11 protein-coding genes, 1 tRNA gene and 1 pseudogene are annotated in these 16,689 nt (G+C 71.6%); 6 read left to right on the top strand and 7 right to left on the bottom strand.

Annotated elements, in window-relative coordinates:
- Positions 1-84: 84 nt before the first annotated feature.
- A complete protein-coding gene (locus J3R08_RS20800; RefSeq protein ID WP_245255795.1) occupies positions 85-1,224 on the bottom strand; it encodes a hypothetical protein in 1,140 nt (379 codons plus the stop codon).
- A gap of 2,034 nt (positions 1,225-3,258) precedes the next feature.
- A pseudogene (locus tag J3R08_RS32875) lies at positions 3,259-3,384 on the bottom strand (hypothetical protein); the annotation flags it as partial.
- Positions 3,385-3,632: 248 nt separating this feature from the next.
- Here J3R08_RS32875 and J3R08_RS20790 point away from each other — a divergent pair.
- From J3R08_RS20790 to J3R08_RS20780, 3 genes are all read left to right on the top strand, one after another.
- A tRNA-Leu gene (locus J3R08_RS20790) sits at positions 3,633-3,719 on the top strand.
- Between the two features lie 254 nt (positions 3,720-3,973).
- Positions 3,974-4,294 carry a discoidin domain-containing protein gene (locus J3R08_RS20785; protein ID WP_209962547.1) on the top strand — a complete coding sequence of 107 codons (321 nt, stop codon included), beginning with the start codon at positions 3,974-3,976 and terminating at the stop codon, positions 4,292-4,294.
- A gap of 296 nt (positions 4,295-4,590) precedes the next feature.
- Entirely contained in the window at positions 4,591-5,784 is a 1,194-nt protein-coding gene (locus J3R08_RS20780) for a hypothetical protein (protein ID WP_146074920.1), read from the top strand.
- Here J3R08_RS20780 and J3R08_RS20775 read toward each other — a convergent pair.
- Complete coding sequence (locus J3R08_RS20775) at positions 5,670-6,623, bottom strand: hypothetical protein (RefSeq protein WP_209962545.1); 954 nt, start codon at positions 6,621-6,623, stop codon at positions 5,670-5,672. The two genes, J3R08_RS20780 and J3R08_RS20775, sit on opposite strands and share 115 nt — an antisense overlap.
- On the opposite strand from J3R08_RS20775, the gene J3R08_RS20770 reads away from it, so the two are divergent.
- Entirely contained in the window at positions 6,598-8,619 is a 2,022-nt protein-coding gene (locus J3R08_RS20770; protein WP_209962544.1) for a right-handed parallel beta-helix repeat-containing protein, read from the top strand. The genes J3R08_RS20775 and J3R08_RS20770 overlap by 26 nt on opposite strands.
- A gap of 87 nt (positions 8,620-8,706) precedes the next feature.
- On the opposite strand, the gene J3R08_RS20765 is transcribed toward J3R08_RS20770, so the two are convergent.
- From J3R08_RS20765 to J3R08_RS20750, 4 genes are all read right to left on the bottom strand, one after another.
- Positions 8,707-10,140, bottom strand: coding sequence for a GH1 family beta-glucosidase (locus tag J3R08_RS20765; protein WP_113972408.1), 1,434 nt, complete (start codon positions 10,138-10,140; stop codon positions 8,707-8,709).
- Positions 10,137-11,036, bottom strand: a complete 900-nt coding sequence (locus J3R08_RS20760) for a carbohydrate ABC transporter permease (RefSeq protein WP_043329848.1) — start codon at positions 11,034-11,036, stop codon at positions 10,137-10,139. Before J3R08_RS20760 ends, J3R08_RS20765 begins: the two co-directional genes overlap by 4 nt.
- A gap of 10 nt (positions 11,037-11,046) precedes the next feature.
- Positions 11,047-11,979, bottom strand: coding sequence for a carbohydrate ABC transporter permease (locus J3R08_RS20755; protein WP_030500465.1), 933 nt, complete (start codon positions 11,977-11,979; stop codon positions 11,047-11,049).
- Positions 11,980-12,043: 64 nt separating this feature from the next.
- On the bottom strand, positions 12,044-13,315 hold the full coding sequence (locus tag J3R08_RS20750; protein ID WP_166457305.1) for an ABC transporter substrate-binding protein: 1,272 nt from the start codon (positions 13,313-13,315) through the stop codon (positions 12,044-12,046).
- A 268-nt stretch (positions 13,316-13,583) separates the two neighbouring features.
- On the opposite strand from J3R08_RS20750, the gene J3R08_RS20745 reads away from it, so the two are divergent.
- Positions 13,584-14,597 (top strand): LacI family DNA-binding transcriptional regulator, encoded by a 1,014-nt coding sequence (locus J3R08_RS20745; RefSeq protein WP_043329852.1) that lies wholly within the window; start codon positions 13,584-13,586, stop codon positions 14,595-14,597.
- A 592-nt stretch (positions 14,598-15,189) separates the two neighbouring features.
- Entirely contained in the window at positions 15,190-16,602 is a 1,413-nt protein-coding gene (locus J3R08_RS20740; RefSeq protein ID WP_209962542.1) for a glycosyltransferase family 2 protein, read from the top strand.
- Positions 16,603-16,689 lie beyond the last annotated feature (87 nt).

Below are 16,689 nucleotides of genomic sequence, written 5' to 3'. Positions count from 1 at the left end.
CCGGGAGCCATCATAGGTGCCGCCCGGTGCCGGTGAAACCCGCACCGTCCCCCTGTGGACACCGAGCGTGGCGTCCCCGGACCGTCAGTTCGGCGTCGCGCCGCCCTCCCGGTCCGTGCAGACCTGACCCGAGGTCGAGTACGAATCGGTCGCGTAGACAGCCAGCACGGTGAAGCAGTAGTCCAGCTTCGCGCTCAGCCCGTTCACCGTGTAGCGGGTCTGCCCCGCGTCCACTGTGGCCATCACGCCGAGCTTCTGCCCGGCCCGGCCACCCGCCACCACGAACGGCACCCCGCCGTTCGTCGGGTCGGTCCAGGTCACCGTGACAGTGGTGGTGTCGTCCCGTAGCTGCAAGTCGCCCGGCGGCGGACCGGCCACCTTCGGCGACGCGGAACCGGACGCGGGCACCGGAGCCGGCGGCGCCGCCTCCCGGTTCAGCAACACCACGCCGACACCGACCGCCGCCACCACCGCGAGCACCGCGCCCCCGGCCACCAGGGCCAGCACCGTGCGGTTGCGGCCCGGCCGCTCCGGCTCCATCGGGTACGCGCCCGGCGGCTGGACCGGCGCCGGCTGGTGGAACATCGGCGGGTTCACCGGCCAGGCGCCCGGCTCCGGCTGGGCCGGCGGCTCGGGTCGCGTGGACTCGGGAAAGTCCAGCAGGTCCTCGTAGATCGGCATCGGCCGGTTCCGTTCCGGCGCGTCCCCTTCCGCCTGTCCGGCCGCGTCGCCGGCCGTCGGCTCGTCCGGGTCAGGCCCGTCCGTGTCCTGCTCGGGGTCGGCGGGCCGGTCGACCGGCTGGGACGGGGCGACACTGCTCCACGGCGGCGCGACCATGCCCCACGGCGGCACGGAGCCGCCGCTGACCGGCGCGGCACTGACGGGCGCCGCATGTGGCTGGCCGGCCAGTGACGGGTAGTCGCCGTGACCGGGTGGTCCGCTGACCGGAGGGTAGCCGGTATGGCCAGGTGGTGCGCTGATCGGCGGGTAGGCGCTGTGGCCGGGCGGGGCGTAGGTGCCCTCGCCGGGCGGGGCGCTCACCGGCGTGTAGCCGCCCTGGCCGGGTGGTCCGCTGACCGGTGGTGGGTAGCCGCTGACCGGAATTCCGCTGATCGGGTACGCGGCCGCACCGCTCACCGGTTGCCCCAGTGGGCCGCTGACCGGGTGCGTGGGCGGCGCGCTGACGGGAGGCGGCGTGGGCGTGCCGAGGGCTGGCCCGTTCACCGGTGGCGTGGACGGTGAACCAATCGGTGGTGGGCCGGCTTGCGGTCGTGCTTCACCCGGGGGCGTGCTGGCAGCGGGTGCGCCTGCGCTCGTCTGCTGCGCGCTCACCGGCGGCGCGATGGCTGGCGGTCCGCTCACCGGGGGTGTGCCGGCCGGGGGTCCGCTGACTACGGGTGTGTCGGCCGAAGGTCCGCTGCTCTGGGTGCCGTCCACCGGCGGTGCGCTGACGGGACCGGATACCGAGGGCTTGGACGCGGTGCCGGCGGCCGCTGTCGCGGCTTGGCGCTCCGACTCCTCCTCCAGCAGCGGGCCGATCTGCTGTACCTGGATCGTCGGCTTGTCCCATCCCGGTCCACCCGGGACGGTCGGTGGCGTACCCGCGCCGGGGCCGCTCACGTTCGCCTCGATCGCTGCGGGGTGGACTTCCGAGGCTGCTGCCGTTCCGGTCCCGGCCGTGCGGTCCGTGGCGGTGTACGGAGGAGCGGCTGCGGCCCCGGCCACCGGTTGGACGGCTGCTGGCCGTGGCGGCACGGGGGTCGACGTCGGCGCCGGAGTGGGAGCAGAGGGCGGCGTGGAATCCGCTTCGGGCCGAGAGGCACCGGCCGGGGACGCCGTCGAGCCGGGCGTGCTGACCGAAGGCGGAGCCGGCGGGGCCGAGGTGGGGGTCGGCGGGGCGACCGTCACTACCGGCGGTGGTGGTAGGACGCCGCTCGCCGGTGCGGGGATGCGCGGTGCCGGCGGCAGGACGGTCGGCGGTGGCGGCGGTGGCACGACTCCCGCCGACGGCATCCGCGACGGAGGCGGGGTGACGGACGCTGGAGGCGCCTCGGCGCTCGGCCTCGCGGGTGGCGGCGGGATGACCGGCGGGGGCGGTAGCGGGGACGCCGGGCCGGGTCCGGGCGGCGCCACCGGCCGCCCGTGCACCGGCGTCCCTGCGGCGGACGCTGTCGTCGGCGTTCCAGGTGTTGCCGCCGGTGTTCCGGGTGCCGCTGGGGGCACCACGGCACCGGGGACCGCCGGCGGCGGTGGTGGGGCGACCGGAGGACGGGGCGGTACCGGCGTCACTCCGGGGGCGGCGGGCTGCCGACCGTACGTTCCGGGTGCGACGGGGGTGACACCCTGGGCCGGGGGCACCGGCCGGACACCGGGAATCTGCGGGGCAGCTCCGGCGGCCGACGGCGGCGTCAGCGGGGCGGTGGGTTCGGCGGGCACTACCGGGAACCGGGAGGTCGCTTCCTCGGAGATCGGCGCGAAGCGGGTCGTCGCCTCCTCGGACGGCGCAGAGGGTGGCGAGGGCGGCGCCCACGGGCTCGTCGAGCCGTCCGGCCGCACGGCGGGATGCTGGCGCGGCGGGACCGGAGGGGCGGGCTGCGGGGGAGTGCCCTGCGGGTTCGGCACGGGATACGGCGACTGCACGGCGCCGGGCGCCGGGGACGCCGGGCCGGGGCGGGGCGCCCACTGTGCGCCGGATACCGGCGCAGCCGCGGCAGGCGTTCCCTGGGCAGCGGGGCGGGTCGGCGCGGGCGGGTACGGCGGCGGGATCGCCGGCAGCGACACGGTGGGCTCGGACAGAGCGGGACCGGAGTGCCCGGGGGAAGCGGGACCGGGCAGGACCTGTCCAGGCTGTGCGGGCACGACCGGACCGGAGTGCCCCGGCAGAGCCGGGTTGGGGGGTCCTGGCAGGGGCGGACCGGGGTGCCCGGGCAGGGACGGACCGGGGTGCGTGCCGGCAGCGGCGGCGAAGCCGCCGGGAGGTGGGCCGTAGCCGGCGGGAGCGGCGGCGGAGCCGCCGAGGTACTGGCGGGCTGCGCGTACCGCGGGGTGGTCCGGACCGAGCACGGCGGACCCGGCGGTGGCCACGCGGCTGTAGTTGCGGCGGGCCTCGTGCCGGTTGCCCAGCTCCTCGGCCACCCCCGCGAGGTCGAAGCTGAGCGCGAGCATCAGCGGGTCGCCGTCGCCCCGGCGGCGCTCGCCGGCGGCGTAGGCCTCTTCGAGTACGCGCCGGGCGGCGGCCGGGTCGTCGGCCTCGCGGTGCAGCCGGGCCAGCAGGTGACCGGTGGCCAGGACGTCCTGGTGGTCCTCGCCGTACGCCGGCCGGGCCGCGACGATCGCGTCCGCGAGCAGGCGGCGGGCGCTGGTCAGATCACCCGCGGCGCGCATCGCGAGGGCCTGGTGTTGAGTGGCGATCAACGGGGAGGGGTGGGACACGTGAGCAATGCTGCCCGGAATCGTCAGTTGCGCGCTACCCACCCGATTGTTGTGGCCTCTGACCTGCGCAAACGTGCGGCGTTGGTGCTGATGTGCATGATCGTTCCGGGCCGTGTACAGTAATCCCCCGTGCGGCCCGCCAGGCCGGCTGATGCGGTGAGATGATCACCTTGGCCGACCGGGTAGGCTGGTACGTGCAGGTCCGGGTGGCGGAATGGCAGACGCGCTAGCTTGAGGTGCTAGTGCCCGTATAGGGCGTGGGGGTTCAAGTCCCCCCTCGGACACCAAATTGCAGCATCCATGCTGTGTTTCGCGTACTGGTGGTCAAGCACGCTTGACCACGCAAATCTCAACGCAGCGACCCCTCGATCGAGCCTGTCTTGATCGAGGGCGATTGTCGTGGCTGATCGTTCCGTGGCTCCCGTAATCCCTCCCGTGCGCCTGTCGGACCGGGAGCAGAGCCCGCATCGGCCGCGTGGTGGAGCCACTCGTCGTCCACCATTGCCCCCTGCCTGTGCTACCGACGTCACGCGCCGGCACGATGGTGTACGGCCTGGCTGCCCTCGACAGCAGTGGCCGGAACATGGGCGCGAGCTACTCCGTTTCGGGCCTGCGTTACCTGCCCCGGCAGGATGGCGGCTCCGGCGCGGTCAACGGACGCATCGGCCAGTACGAGGTGTACGTCAGCACCGACGGCACCAACTGGGGAACGGCCGTGGCCACTGGCGCGTTCGCCAACGACGCGAGCCAGAAGGACGTCCGGTACGCCGCGAAGACCGGGCAGCACTTGCGACTGCGTGCCGTGAGTCAGGTCGCCGGCAACCCGTGGACGTCGGCCGCGGAGATCTACGCCCTCAACTGAGGCTCGTCCGTGCGTTCCTGGGGGAGTGACCGCACGGGACGGTAAGGCATGGGGTGGCCGCCACGGAGCGGGCACCTCATGCCGTTATGAGCCGGCTGCGCCCGGGTGCCAGAGGAAAGACGCATACGAACACCAAGTATCGGTCCGCTGAACAGGGATGACATGGGGCACTCCCGAAGAGTCGACGACTTCCGGAGTCAGTCTTCACCGAGCGGCGGCATAGGTCGGATCCTTGATCTGGCAGGGATCGGGTTCACGACTGCCTCGGGTGCCCGAGGGCTCCTACGCTGAAATTGGTGGAAGATGTCGATGACGCCCGCGAGCTCGTTGAGCAGCGGATGCGCGCCACGGGGTTCGAGGAGGACATCCTCGACAAGGTCTTGGATCTGCTGGAACGCTTCGACACCGATCGGGAGAAGCTGTTCGAGGAGATGCTCTCCAAGCTGGAGCAACCGGGCTATGACGGCCTGACCGACCGGTGGGAGACCAACTGCGAGCAGGCCGAGGCGCTGATGGAGCGCCTCGAATCGGACATCCGGTCGGTGCTGGAGGACAGCCAGGCCAACGCGATGTCCGTCGACGAACGGTGGACCGCGGTCGGCCCGCGTGACTTCCTCGCCGGTGAGCGCAAGATCTGGGCGCAGGTCGCCCGGCTCGACGTCCCCGAGGTCGCCACGTTGATGAGCAAGGTCCTGGAGGCCGACCTCGCGCTCATCAAGAAGTGCGAGGAGGACCTCAAGAACGCGCGCAGCAACGACGCGATCGTCGAGCAGCTGCTCCTCAAGAACTTCGGCTCCATCCAGGACACGGTCAAGAGCCTGCTCGTCAAATACCTCCCGACTTCGGGCGCCCGCCTGATCGTCCTCTTCATGAAGGACCCGTCGTCCAAGGAAGCCGCCAACGAGGCGATCAAGAACTTCGAGAAGCTCACCGCGGAGAACCTCATGGCGGCCAAGCAGAAGCGTGCCGCGAAGCAGACGGTGGTCGACAACATCAAGCTGCTGACCGCGGCCCGCGAACAGCTCGACGAGGACTGGATCGACAAGCTCTTCGCCCGCGGCGCCGAGGCGGCGGGGAACTGGCGCGGCATCGGCGCGTCCGGCGACTACCGGGCCACCGACTGGGACTGGATGAAGGAGAACGTCCTCGACCGAGGGCTCGACACGCGGGCCGAGGCGGCCAAGGAGCAGTCCCGCAAGCTCTACGACGAACTCTTCCCCACGCTCGTGGAGGAGAGCACCAACGCCTTCGCCCAGCTGACCGATGATCCGGGCACGCTGGCGAAGTTCAACGAGGAGCTGGAGAAGGCCTCGGAATCCCTGGAGTCGCTGCTGGCGACCGAGGAGGAATACGTCAAGGACCTGGCCGAGGGACCCTACAAGCAGACGGGCCTCGCCGCGTTCGCACAGGTCAGAGACGCGGTCAAGGTGGGCTTCAAGCTGCTCGCGGACAAGACGGAGGAAGCCGACGACGAGGTCAAGAAGTCATGACCGATTTCTTCGTCGCGGCGGGCGGCCCGGTCGGCGACGGCACCCGGGCCCGGCCGTTCCACGACCCGTGGCTCGCGCTGCGGCAGGCTGCGCCCGGCGACCGCATCCACATCGCGGCGGGCACCTATACCGGGCGCGGCGAGCGCTCCTCGTGGGTCGTCGACACCCCCGAGCTGACCCTGCTCGGCGGATACAGCCCCGACTTCGCCCGCCGTACCCCCTGGCAGACACCGACGGTCTTCGCGGCAAAGACCGGCCTGCGCGTCCCGAACGAGCCGAACATGCTCCAGGGCATCGGCGGCCACGACGGCCTCGTCCTGGACGGGCTGTTCTTCGACGGGGCCGGGCGCGACGACTACGACGAGCAGGGCGGCCTGCAGCGCGTCTCCTACGGGGACGGCCCGCTGGTGAGCCTGCGCGGCGAGCGCATCACCGTCCGCGACTGCTGCTTCGCCAACGGCAGCTCCGGCGCCGTCGAGCTCGGCGGCGACTCCGTGGTCTTCGAGAACAACATCGTCGTCAACTGCGTCGGCCTCAGCCTGCTCACCGTCCGCGACGGCGCCCCCGAGACCCCGGCCGCGGTCAGCCGCAACACCTTCGCCTTCGCCCACGACGACTCCGACCCACCGCGCGGCTCCGGCGCCGACCGGGCCGTCGGCGTACGGGTCAACGGCGCTGCCGCGATCGCCGACAACGTGTTCGTCGGCTGCGGCAACGCGGCCGTCGCCTGCCTGCGCGACGTCGGGCAGATCGCCATCGAACGCAACCTGTTCTTCGCCACACCGCGCGACATCGTGCGCAGCCGGGTGCCGGGTGCCGGGCGCGGAGGCCGAGCTCACCGAGGAGTACGCCGCGGAGCTCGAAGACGTCGGCCTGCGCTCGGCGGCCGGCAACACCGTCGGCGACCCACAGCTGACCGGGCTCCCGGCGGCGTGGCTCGACACGTACACGGTGGACGTCGCCGTCACGTACGAGCGCCCGCCGATCGCCGCCCTCAACGCGCTGCGGAAATCGGCCGGCCTCGGCGAGCTGCCGTCCACATCGGACCACGATGTTCAGCGGCCCGTCATGCGCCGGCTCGCCCCGGCCGAGGTGCTCGCCCTCGCGGTCGGCGCGGCGCCGGGCGCGCACCCCGCCGACCTGGCGGCGCCGGAGCCGTTCACCGAGCCCCCGGCCGGTCCGGTGTACCAGGCCGTCGACTGGGCGCGGCTCTACGAGGCCGACCCGGCGCTCGCCGGAGCCCCGGTGCAGGTGCGGGCCGGGGTCGGCTTCGACCAGAACACGCGGATCCTCCCCGAGCTCGCGGAGACGCACATCGGCGTCGCCGTCTACGAGCCCGGCACCGACAACAGCCCGTGGTGGGCGCTCGCCCCGCGCTACGGCCTCGTCCATCATCAGACCGAGGAAGCCGTACGGTATTCGCGCGGCCTCGACGTCGAGTCCACGTACCTGCTCCGCGGCACGTACCGCCTCACGCCGCCCGGCGGGCGTCAGAGCGCCACCATCGTCCTCGACTCCCTCGCGCCCGTGCTCGACGTCACGGCCCCCGAGCCGCCCCGGCCGGCCGGCCGCGACTGGTTCGTGCGGGCCGGATCCTCCGGCGGGGACGGCAGCCGCGAGGCGCCGTTCCGCGACCCGTTCCAGGCCCTCGAAAAGGCCGCCGAGGGCGACCGCATCCTCGTCGCCGCAGGTGAGTACACGGGCCGCCTGCGGTCGGGCACATGGCGCATCCCCGTACGCAACCTGACGCTGCTGGGCGGGTGGGACGCCGAGTTCGCCGCGCGCGACCCCTGGCGACACCCCGTGCGCTTCGTGCTCACTCCGGAGACCAAGGCGAAGGGCATCTTCGGCGATCCGGTGCTCACCGGCGAGGACTCGGGGGATTGCCTCATCCTTGACGGGTTCATGTTCGACGGGGCGACCTACAACGCGTACGCCGACAGCGGCGCCCTCGACGCGGGCCACTCCCAGTCGGCGGCGCTGCTCGACCTGCGCGGCGGCAGCGGCGGCATCACCGTGCGCAACTGCGTCTTCGCCAACGCGGCGTACTGCGCCGTGCAGCTCAGTGCGGCGTACGGGACGTTCGAGAACAACGTGGTCGTCAACACGAGCGGCACCGCCGTCCGTGTCCAGGCACCCGGCGCGGGCCCCTGGACCATCCGCGGCAACACGGTCCTGTTCGCCGCCGACCCCACCGGCCGGGCCTCGACCGGGCAGTCCACGACCGGCTGCCTGCTGGACCTCTCCGGCCGGGGTGTCATGCGGGTCGAGGCCAACGTGCTCGCCTTCGCCGACAGCATCGCCGTCCGCGCGACCGTGCCCGACCAGAACCTGCTGCTCGACGGGAACGTGCTCGCCGCCAACCTGTACGCCGACCTCCACGACGGCCGCCACGTGCTCGTCGACGCCGAGAACCGCGACCGGGTGTTCCGCGACGCCCCGTTCGGCGCGCAGACCGGAACCCGGTTCGAGCTGCCGGCGGTGCCGGTCGACGCCGCGTACGCCGACCAGGCCGTCGGCCGCCTCTCGGCGCTGGCCGCCGCGATGCCGAAGGACGGGCTCAACGCCGCCGCGGCGGCGCTCGGCGTCTCGATCACGGCGCCGAAGACGGAGGCACCCGTCGAGGCGGCGCCCCCGGAGCCGAAGAAGGAACCGTCAGTGGCCGACCTGCTCGCGGACCTCGGCCGGGCCCGAAAGGCGTTCGAGGTGAAGGACGCGGCCCCGCCGGCCTCAGACACTCCGCTGTACTGCCCGGTCTATCCGGTCGAGGCGGCGCTGAGGCTGGCCCTCGACGCCCCGCCAGGCGAGCCCGGCGCCCACGCCCAGCCTTCATGATCGAAGAGCCCGACTCCACCGAAACCGGGGCGGTTCGGTGCCGGGTGACCGCCCATACCGTTGCCGCCACGAGCCGCGGGCGGCGCTTCAGGCGGAGGTGCGTTCCCGCCACGCCCGCAAGCGGTCACGCAGCCAGTGGTAGCTGGCCTTGGGCGTACGGGATCCGGTGGCGTAGTCGACGTGGGCCAGACCGAAGCGGGGCCCGTACCCGCGGGCCCACTCGAAGTTGTCGATGAGCGACCAGTAGAAGTACCCCCGCAGATCGAGCCGGTCGTCGACGGCGGCCGCACGGGCCGCCGCCGCCAGGTGCCCGGCCACGAACGAGATCCGTTCCGGGTCCGGCTCGGGTCCGTCCCGCAGGTCGGCGCAGCCGTTCTCCGTCACGTACACGGCAGGCAGGCCCGGGTAACGGTCCGCGAGCCCGGTCAGGGTGTCGAACAGCCCTTGCGGCTCCACCGGCCAGCCCAGGTCGGTGGTGGGCAACCCGTCCGGCCGTAGCTGCCGGACCCCGATGTCGAACGCGCTGCGCAGCGCCGGGTCGGGCTGCTCGTACGGGGCGTCGGCGACGTGGACCCGGTAGTAGTAGTTGACACCGAGGAAGTCCAGCGGCGTGGAGATCACCGCCAGGTCACCGTCCCGGCGGAACGACAGATCGCTCACCCCGGCGTAGAGCCGCTCGAACCCGGGCGGGTACGCGCCGCCCAGCACCGGATCCGTGAACTGCCGGTTGAGCATGAGGTCCTGCCGATCCGCCGCCGCCCGGTCGGCCTCGGTATCGCTGGCCGGCACGGCGGGGGAGAGGTTGAGCGTGATGCCGACGCGCGACCGCGGGCCGGCGGCGGACCGGACTGCGGCGACCGCCCTGCCGTGCCCGAGCAGCAGGTGGTGGGCGGCGGCCAGAGCGCCATGTCCTTCGGCGGTGCCGGGAGCGTGCCGGCCCTCCGCGTAGCCGACCATCGACGAGCAGTACGGCTCGTTCAGCGTGATCCAGTCCTGGACCCGGTCGCCGAGGATGCCCGCCACCGCGGCGGCGTACTCGGCGAACCACTCGGCGGTGTCCCGTACCCGCCAGCCACCCTCGTCCTCGAGCGCCTGGGGCAGATCCCAGTGGTACAGCGTGACGAACGGCCGGATGCCGTGCCCGCAGAGGGCGTCGACGAGCCGGTCGTAGTAGTCGAGGCCCCGTCGGTTCACCGCGCCCCGCCCGGCCGGCATGACCCGTGGCCAGGCGACCGAGAAACGGTAGGCGTCCACGCCGAGGCCGGCCAGCAGGTCCACGTCCTCCCGCCAGCGGTGGTAGCTGTCACAGGCGACCGATCCGGAGGTGCCGTCGTCGACGGCCCCGGGGCGGCGGCAGAAGGTGTCCCAGATCGACGGCCCGCGGCCGTCCTCGTCGACCGCCCCCTCGATCTGGTACGCCGCGGTGGCGGCGCCCCAGATGAAGCCGGCCGGCAGGTCCGGCAGCTCGGGCAGGTCCGGCCGGGTTGCGGCCGCGGCGGCGCCTTGGGATGTGGTGGTCATCCCTTCACCGCCCCCTGCATGATGCCGTCGACGAGATGCCGGCCGAGGAGCATGAAGACGACGAGGATCGGCAGCGTGGCGAGCAACGTGCCGGTCAGCGTCAGGGTGTAGTCGGTGGTGTAGCCGCTGGCCAGTGCGGAGAGCGCCACCTGCACGGTCGCGTTGTCCTGCAGCACGACCAGCGGCCAGAAGAAGTCGTTCCACGCCTGCATGAAGGTGAACAGCCCGAGCACCGCCGCGGCGGGGCGGGCCGCCGGCAGGACGATGTGCCAGTACAGGCCGAACGTGCTGGACCCGTCGACGCGGCCGGCCTCCAGCAGTTCGTCGGGCACGGCGCGGCCGAGGTACTGGGTCATGAAGAAGACGCCGAACGCGGTTACCAGCCCGGGCACGATCACGGCGGTGAGGCGCCCGGTCCAGCCGAGGTCGGCCATCAGGATGTACAGCGGGATGATGCCGAGCTGGTGCGGCACCATCGAGGTCGCGATGGCCACGACGAGAAGCGCCTTTCGGCCTCGGAACCGCAGTTTGGCGAAGGCGAACCCGGCCAGGGTCGAGAAGAACACCACGGAGACGGTGATCGAGCCGCTGACGATGAAGGAGTTCACCAGGGCCCGGCCGAAGTCGGTCGTGTCGAACACGCGCGCGATGTTGTCGAAGAGGTGCCCGCCGGGCACCAGGGCCGGCGGCACCTTCGTGACGGCGTCGCTGGTCTGCGAGGACACGACGATGGACCAGTAGAGCGGGAAGACCGACCCGGCCACGACCGCCAGCAGGGCCCCGTAGCTCCAGACCGAGGCCTTGCGTGGGTACCCGAAGCTCCGGCGCCGGTGGGACCGGCGTGGCGGCGGCGAGGGTGTGGTGCCGGTCTGTACGGGGTCCGCGAGGGTGGTCACGGCGTTCTCCTCAGTCCTCGTCCTTGGCGATGCGCCGGGTGAGCAGGAAGTTGATGATCGCGAAGATGGCGATGACCAGACAGAGCGTCCAGGCGACCGCCGAGGCGTAGCCGAAGCGGAACTCCCGGAACCCCTGCTCGTACATGAACAGGGCGACGGTCTGGAACTGCCGGTCGGAGCCGCCGGTGGGCGTCTGGGAGCTGGCGAACAGCAGGGGTTCGGCCATGATCTGCAGGCCGCCGATCGTCGAGATCACCGTGGTGAAGATGATCGTCGGCCGCAGCATCGGGACGGTGATCCGCCTGAACTGCTGAGCCTGCGACGCGCCGTCGAGGTCGGCGGCCTCGTACAGGTGGTGCGGAATCGCCTGCATCGAGGCGAGGTAGATGAGGGCGTTGTAGCCGGTCCACCGCCAGGCGACGATGAACGAGATGGCCAGGTGGGAGCTCCAGGTGTTGGCCTGCCAGTCGATCGGGCCGATGCCGACGAGGCCGAGCGCCCAGTTGACCATGCCGAAGTCGCGGCCGAAAAGTTGGGTGAAGACGATCGTCACCGCCACGATCGAGGTGACGTTGGGCAGCAGCACGCCCATCCGTAGCGCGGTGCGGGCCCGCAGCCGGTGGTTGAGCAGGTGGGCGATCCAGAGCGCGGCGAGCAGTTGCGGCACGGTGGACAGCACCCAGATGCTGAGTGTGTTGCCCAGGGCGTTCCAGAAGTACGCGTCCTGCAGCATCTCGCGGTAGTTCGCGAGGCCGACCCAGCGGTGCGACCCGGAGTCGAGCAGGTCCCAGTCGTTGAACGAGACGTATGCCGTGTACAGCAGCGGGAACAGCCCGAACGCGCCGAACAGCAGGAAGAACGGCAGGATGTAGAGGTAGGGCGAGCCCTTGGTGTCGAGCCGGCTCAGGCCGGCCCGCCGGGCCTGGTGGAGGTAGGTGGCCATCGTCGATCCTTTGTCGCCGGGTGCCGCCGGCGGTCAGGGGCGACCGCCGGCGGCGCGGGTCGAGTTACTTGGCGAGGCGCTCGACGTCGCTGACCATCTGCTTCCAGGACTCGTCGGAGCTTTGCTTGCCCTGTTCGATGCGGACGAGGGCGTCGCGGATGGTGGTCTGTACGTCTCCGGCTCGCGGGCCCTGGTACTGGGGCTTGAGCTGCTTCGCCGCGGTGGTGAAGAGCTGGCCCACCGGTGCGTTGTTGAAGAAGGCGTCCTTGTACTGGGCAATGTCGGGCTTGTCGTACAGAGCCGGGATGGACGGCAGGTTGCCCCGCGCGGTGAACACCTTGGCCTGCTGTTCCGGGGCGGTCAGCCACGCCGCGAGCTTCTTGGCCTCCTCGATGTGCTTGCCCTGCTTGGGAACGGTGAGGTACGAGCCGCCCCAGTTGCCGCCGCCGCCCGGGACGCTCGCCACGTCCCACTTGCCGGCGGCGTGCTTCGCCTGGTCCTTGATCTTGGTCATCATCCAGGCCGGACACGCGATGGTGGCGAACTGGTCCTTCGCGAAGCCGTTGTTCCACTCCTGCGAGCTGCCGATCAGCTTGGCCGACAGGTTGCTCTGGATCGCCTTCACCGTCAGGTCCCAGGCCTTTCGGACATCGGGGCTGGTGCCCACGACGATGGCGTTGTCCTCGTTGTAGTACCCGACCGGGGCCTGGCCGATGATGGCGTTGAACAGTTGGCCTCCGCCATCGAAGAAGGCGCTGCCGGCCGGGGCCTTCGCCGCGTACCGCTTGCCGAACTCGATGTACTGGTCCCAGCCGCTGCCCCAGGCGGCCGACACCTGGTCGCGGTCGAAGGGCATGCCGGCCTTCTCGAACAGGTCACGCCGATAGCAGATGGCCAGGCCGCCGACGTCGGTGCCGTACCCGATCTGTTTGCCGTCCTTGGCCAGCGACGCCGCCCACTTCCAGTCGAGGTACTCGGACTGGCGGTCCTTGCCCAGGTCGACGAAGAGGTTGCCCCGCTCGCGCATCTGCGCGATGAAGCCCGTGTCGACGCCCTCGATGTCGCCCGCGCCGGAGCCGGTGGCCAGGTGGGTGATCAGGTCGCGGTGATGGTCGTTGTAGGCGGCCGTGCGCTCCTGGATCGTGATGTTCGGGTGCGACTTCTGGTACTCGGCGTACAGGTCCTGGTACCCGAAGTTGCCGAACAGGTTGACGTTCAGGGTGATCTTTTCGTTGCCGCCGCCGGAGCCTCCCTCGGTGCCGGTGCCACACGCGGTCAGCAGTACTCCGGCGGCCAGGGTGGCCGCCGCCAGTCGCAACAGTCGGTTTGGGTGCATGCCAGGGAACCCTTTCGTGCGATGTAACCGGTTACCTGAAACCGGTTACATTGTCGGCGAAGCGATGGTGGTGGGGGTGGGTGGAGTTGGATGAAGATCGGATGCCGGCCGAGTTGCGGGTGACCGCCCGGCGAGCGCCTTTCCTGGGAAGTGTGAACGGGTTCGGCTAGGGGGTGTCAAGTTACGAAACGATAACGGTCGATGCGGGTTGACCGGCGGACATCGCTGGCGCTACGGTCGTGAAACCGGTTACAGAGAAGGCACCACATTGGCCACTATCAGGGAGCTGGCGCGCCGCTCCGGCGTGTCCGTCGCCACCGTGTCCCGCGTCTTCAACACCCCCGAGGTCGTCAGCCAGCACACCCGCCAGCGCATCCTCGACCTGGCCGCCGAGATCGGCTACCTGCCGAACGGGTCGGCCCGCACGCTCGCCACGAAGAAATCCAACATGGTGGGCCTGGTATGGGACACCGACCATCGCCGCCCTGGATGGCGCCACCCATTCCTGCAGGAGATCCTCGTCGCGCTCAAGACGGCGCTCAGCGCGCACGGGCTGAACCTGCTCATGCTCGCCGGCCACGACGCGGCGGGGCCCGACGACGGGCAGCGATACGTGCGCGCCGTCCGCCAGCACAACCTCGACGGCGCGGTCATCATCGACAACGGCACCCGGGACCCGGCCGTGCTCGCCCTCGTCGAAGCCCAGGTGCCGTGCGTCGCTCTCGACCTGCGGGTCGACGGCCCGACGTCGACCTACATCACCTCGGACAACGCCGGCGGCGCGGCGCTCGCCGTCCGCCACCTCGTCGAACGCGGCCACCGGCGCATCGCCACCATCACCGGCCCGCTGCGAACCTGGCCGGGAGCCGAACGGCTCGTCGGCTTCCGGGCCGCGCTGGCCGGGGCCGGCCTGCCGCTCGCCGACGGCCACGTCGTCGAGGGAGACTTCTATCTCGACGGCGGTCACGCCGCGATGGACCGGCTGCTCGCCCTCGACGACCGCCCTACCGCGGTGTTCGTCGCCGGTGACGAGATGGCTGTCGGCGCGATGCGGGCGGCCCAGGCGGCCGGCCTACGGATCCCCGACGACATTGCGATTGTCGGCTTCGACGACATCGAGGTGGCCGCGCTGATCCCGCCCGGGCTCAGCACCGTCGCCCAGAACAAGCCCGGCTTCGGCACGGCCGCCGCCGAGGCGCTGGTCGCCATGCTGCACGGCGGCGACGACCCGCCCAAGCCGACCGTGTTGCCGACGACGCTCGTCGTCCGCGGCACCACCTGACCCGAACCGCGCGACGTCGGCGCCGTTCCGCTCTGGATCGTGCTGCTGCTCGCGGTCGCTGCTGCCGGAGTCGCTGTCACCGACCCCGCAACCGGGCCTGCCTTGAGCGTCACACCCGTGCCTGGGCGAGGTCGCGGCCGGCGGTGGCGCGAATGATCCGGGGCCAGGTCGGCGGGGCCTGCGCATTCAACCGCCTCGCCGCACTGCCGCGACCCGCCGGCTGACCCAGCAACCCCACGCCCCGACCAGCAGCACGGAGGAACCCGGCCCAGCGCCGGGCCGTCAGCATGCCAGCGAACTGGTACGCGAATCCCGAACCAACCTCATCGAACACGTCCAGTCGGCCGCGACAGCCGCAACCTGCCAGGCGTACGTGAGTTCGCCAGCCGAATCGGGCTGATCTAACCCGCTGCTTCCTGTCGCGGCTGCTGCTCCTGCGCGTGGGTGGGTTCCGGTCGGGCGGCGACTGTCGTGTCGGGACAGTGCACCCCTATAGACCCCTATTGATGCGTAGTGATGTCGTCGCGGAGCGTTATCGTCTGACGGTGTCGCCGCCCTCTGACGGCAAGATCGTCTGACGGAGAGGATCGCCATGTCGCTGCCCACCAACCCTCCGGCGCTGAGCGTGGTGATGCCGACCTACCAGGATCCGCAGTGCCTCGCGCTGACCCTCAGGGCGCTGACCCGGCAGACGCTGCCGCCGGAACGCTTCGAGGTGATCGTGGTCCGGGACGGTGGCTCGTCCGACGGGTACGCCGAGGCGCTCGCCGAGGGCGCCGGTCTCCGCCTGCGCGTGCTGGAACTCGCCGAGCGCAAGGGCCGCTCCGTCGCCCGCAACGAGGGGGCGCGCCGTTCCTGCGCACCTCTGCTGGTCTTCCTCGACGCCGACTCGTGGGCGGTGCCCGACCTGCTGGAGCGGCACCTGGCCTGGCACAGCGTGCCCGGCAACGCGGCGGTGCTGATCGGCCGGCGGGACGAGATCGGCCTCGCTGACCTGCCGGCAGTGCTGGCCGGCGAGCCGCACGCGGTCGCACGCGCCTTCCCGCACGGCGGCGACCTGCGGTTCGCCACGGGGCTTCCCGACGACGGGGGCGAGTGGCTCCGGGCCGGCTGGGTCATCGCCTACACGCACAACATCTCGCTGTCCGGCGCGCACTTCGCGCAGGTCGGTGGCTACCGCGAGGCGTTCGGTCTGAGCTACGGCGTGGAGGACGTCGAGTTGTTCTACCGCGTCGACCGAAGCCTCCCCGGCGGCGTCAACTTCGGCTACGACGACGACGCCCGGGTCGTCCACCTGCCGCACCACAAGAACATCACCCGCAACTGGATGGAGATGAAGGCCAACTTCCAGCAGGCGGCCCGGCTCTATCCGTGCCTGGAGTGGGAGTTCCTCACCGCCGTCATGGGGTACGAGGCGATCCGGCGGATCCTGCACTATCGCGCGCTCATCGACGAGTGCGTCGAGCGGTCGGCCTGCGCCATCGGGCCCGCCGCCGCGCGCCTCGCCGGCCAGGTGCGGGGGCACCGCACGCTCTGGATCGGCACCGGCCGTGCCGATTCCGGGTTGCCCGCCTCGGCGTTGACCTTCGACTATGCCGCACCCATCGGGCGGACCAACTTCCACCTGCTCGGCGTCGCCCCGCCCATGCCGCCGGGCAGCCTGGACGCGGTGATCAGCGTGGACTTCTGGCGGTACCTGCTGTGGCCGGAGCTCTGCCAGTTCATCTCGGCCTCGCTGCTGCTGGCCGGCGAGGTCCACCTGGTCGCCACCGCCGACTCGACGCCGGGGATGTGCGCCGCCGACCCGCAGACGCTGGACTACCTGCGCCAGGCGCAGGCCGCGGCCTGCACGGCCGAGCTGCGCGCGGTCGAGGGGCTCGGCCACGTACTGATCCTGCGGCCCCTCCGACCCGCGCCCGGCGCCGCGCGCCGGGTACCCGCTCAGACCGCCGCCAGGGCGCGACCCGCTGCCCTGGTGCCGGGGCGCTCCACGACGCGGGGATAGCAGATCGACGGTGCGGCCAGGCCCGACAACGCTGTCGGGCCTGGCCCAACCGTGCCCGGATCCGGCGTAAAAGACGGAAAGGCGAGT

The organism is Micromonospora sp. HB375 (assembly GCF_017872985.1).
GTDB classification, from domain to species: domain Bacteria; phylum Actinomycetota; class Actinomycetes; order Mycobacteriales; family Micromonosporaceae; genus Micromonospora; species Micromonospora chalcea.
The sequence above is the reverse complement of the archived record's forward strand: the minus strand, read 5'-3'. Positions and strand labels throughout refer to the sequence as shown.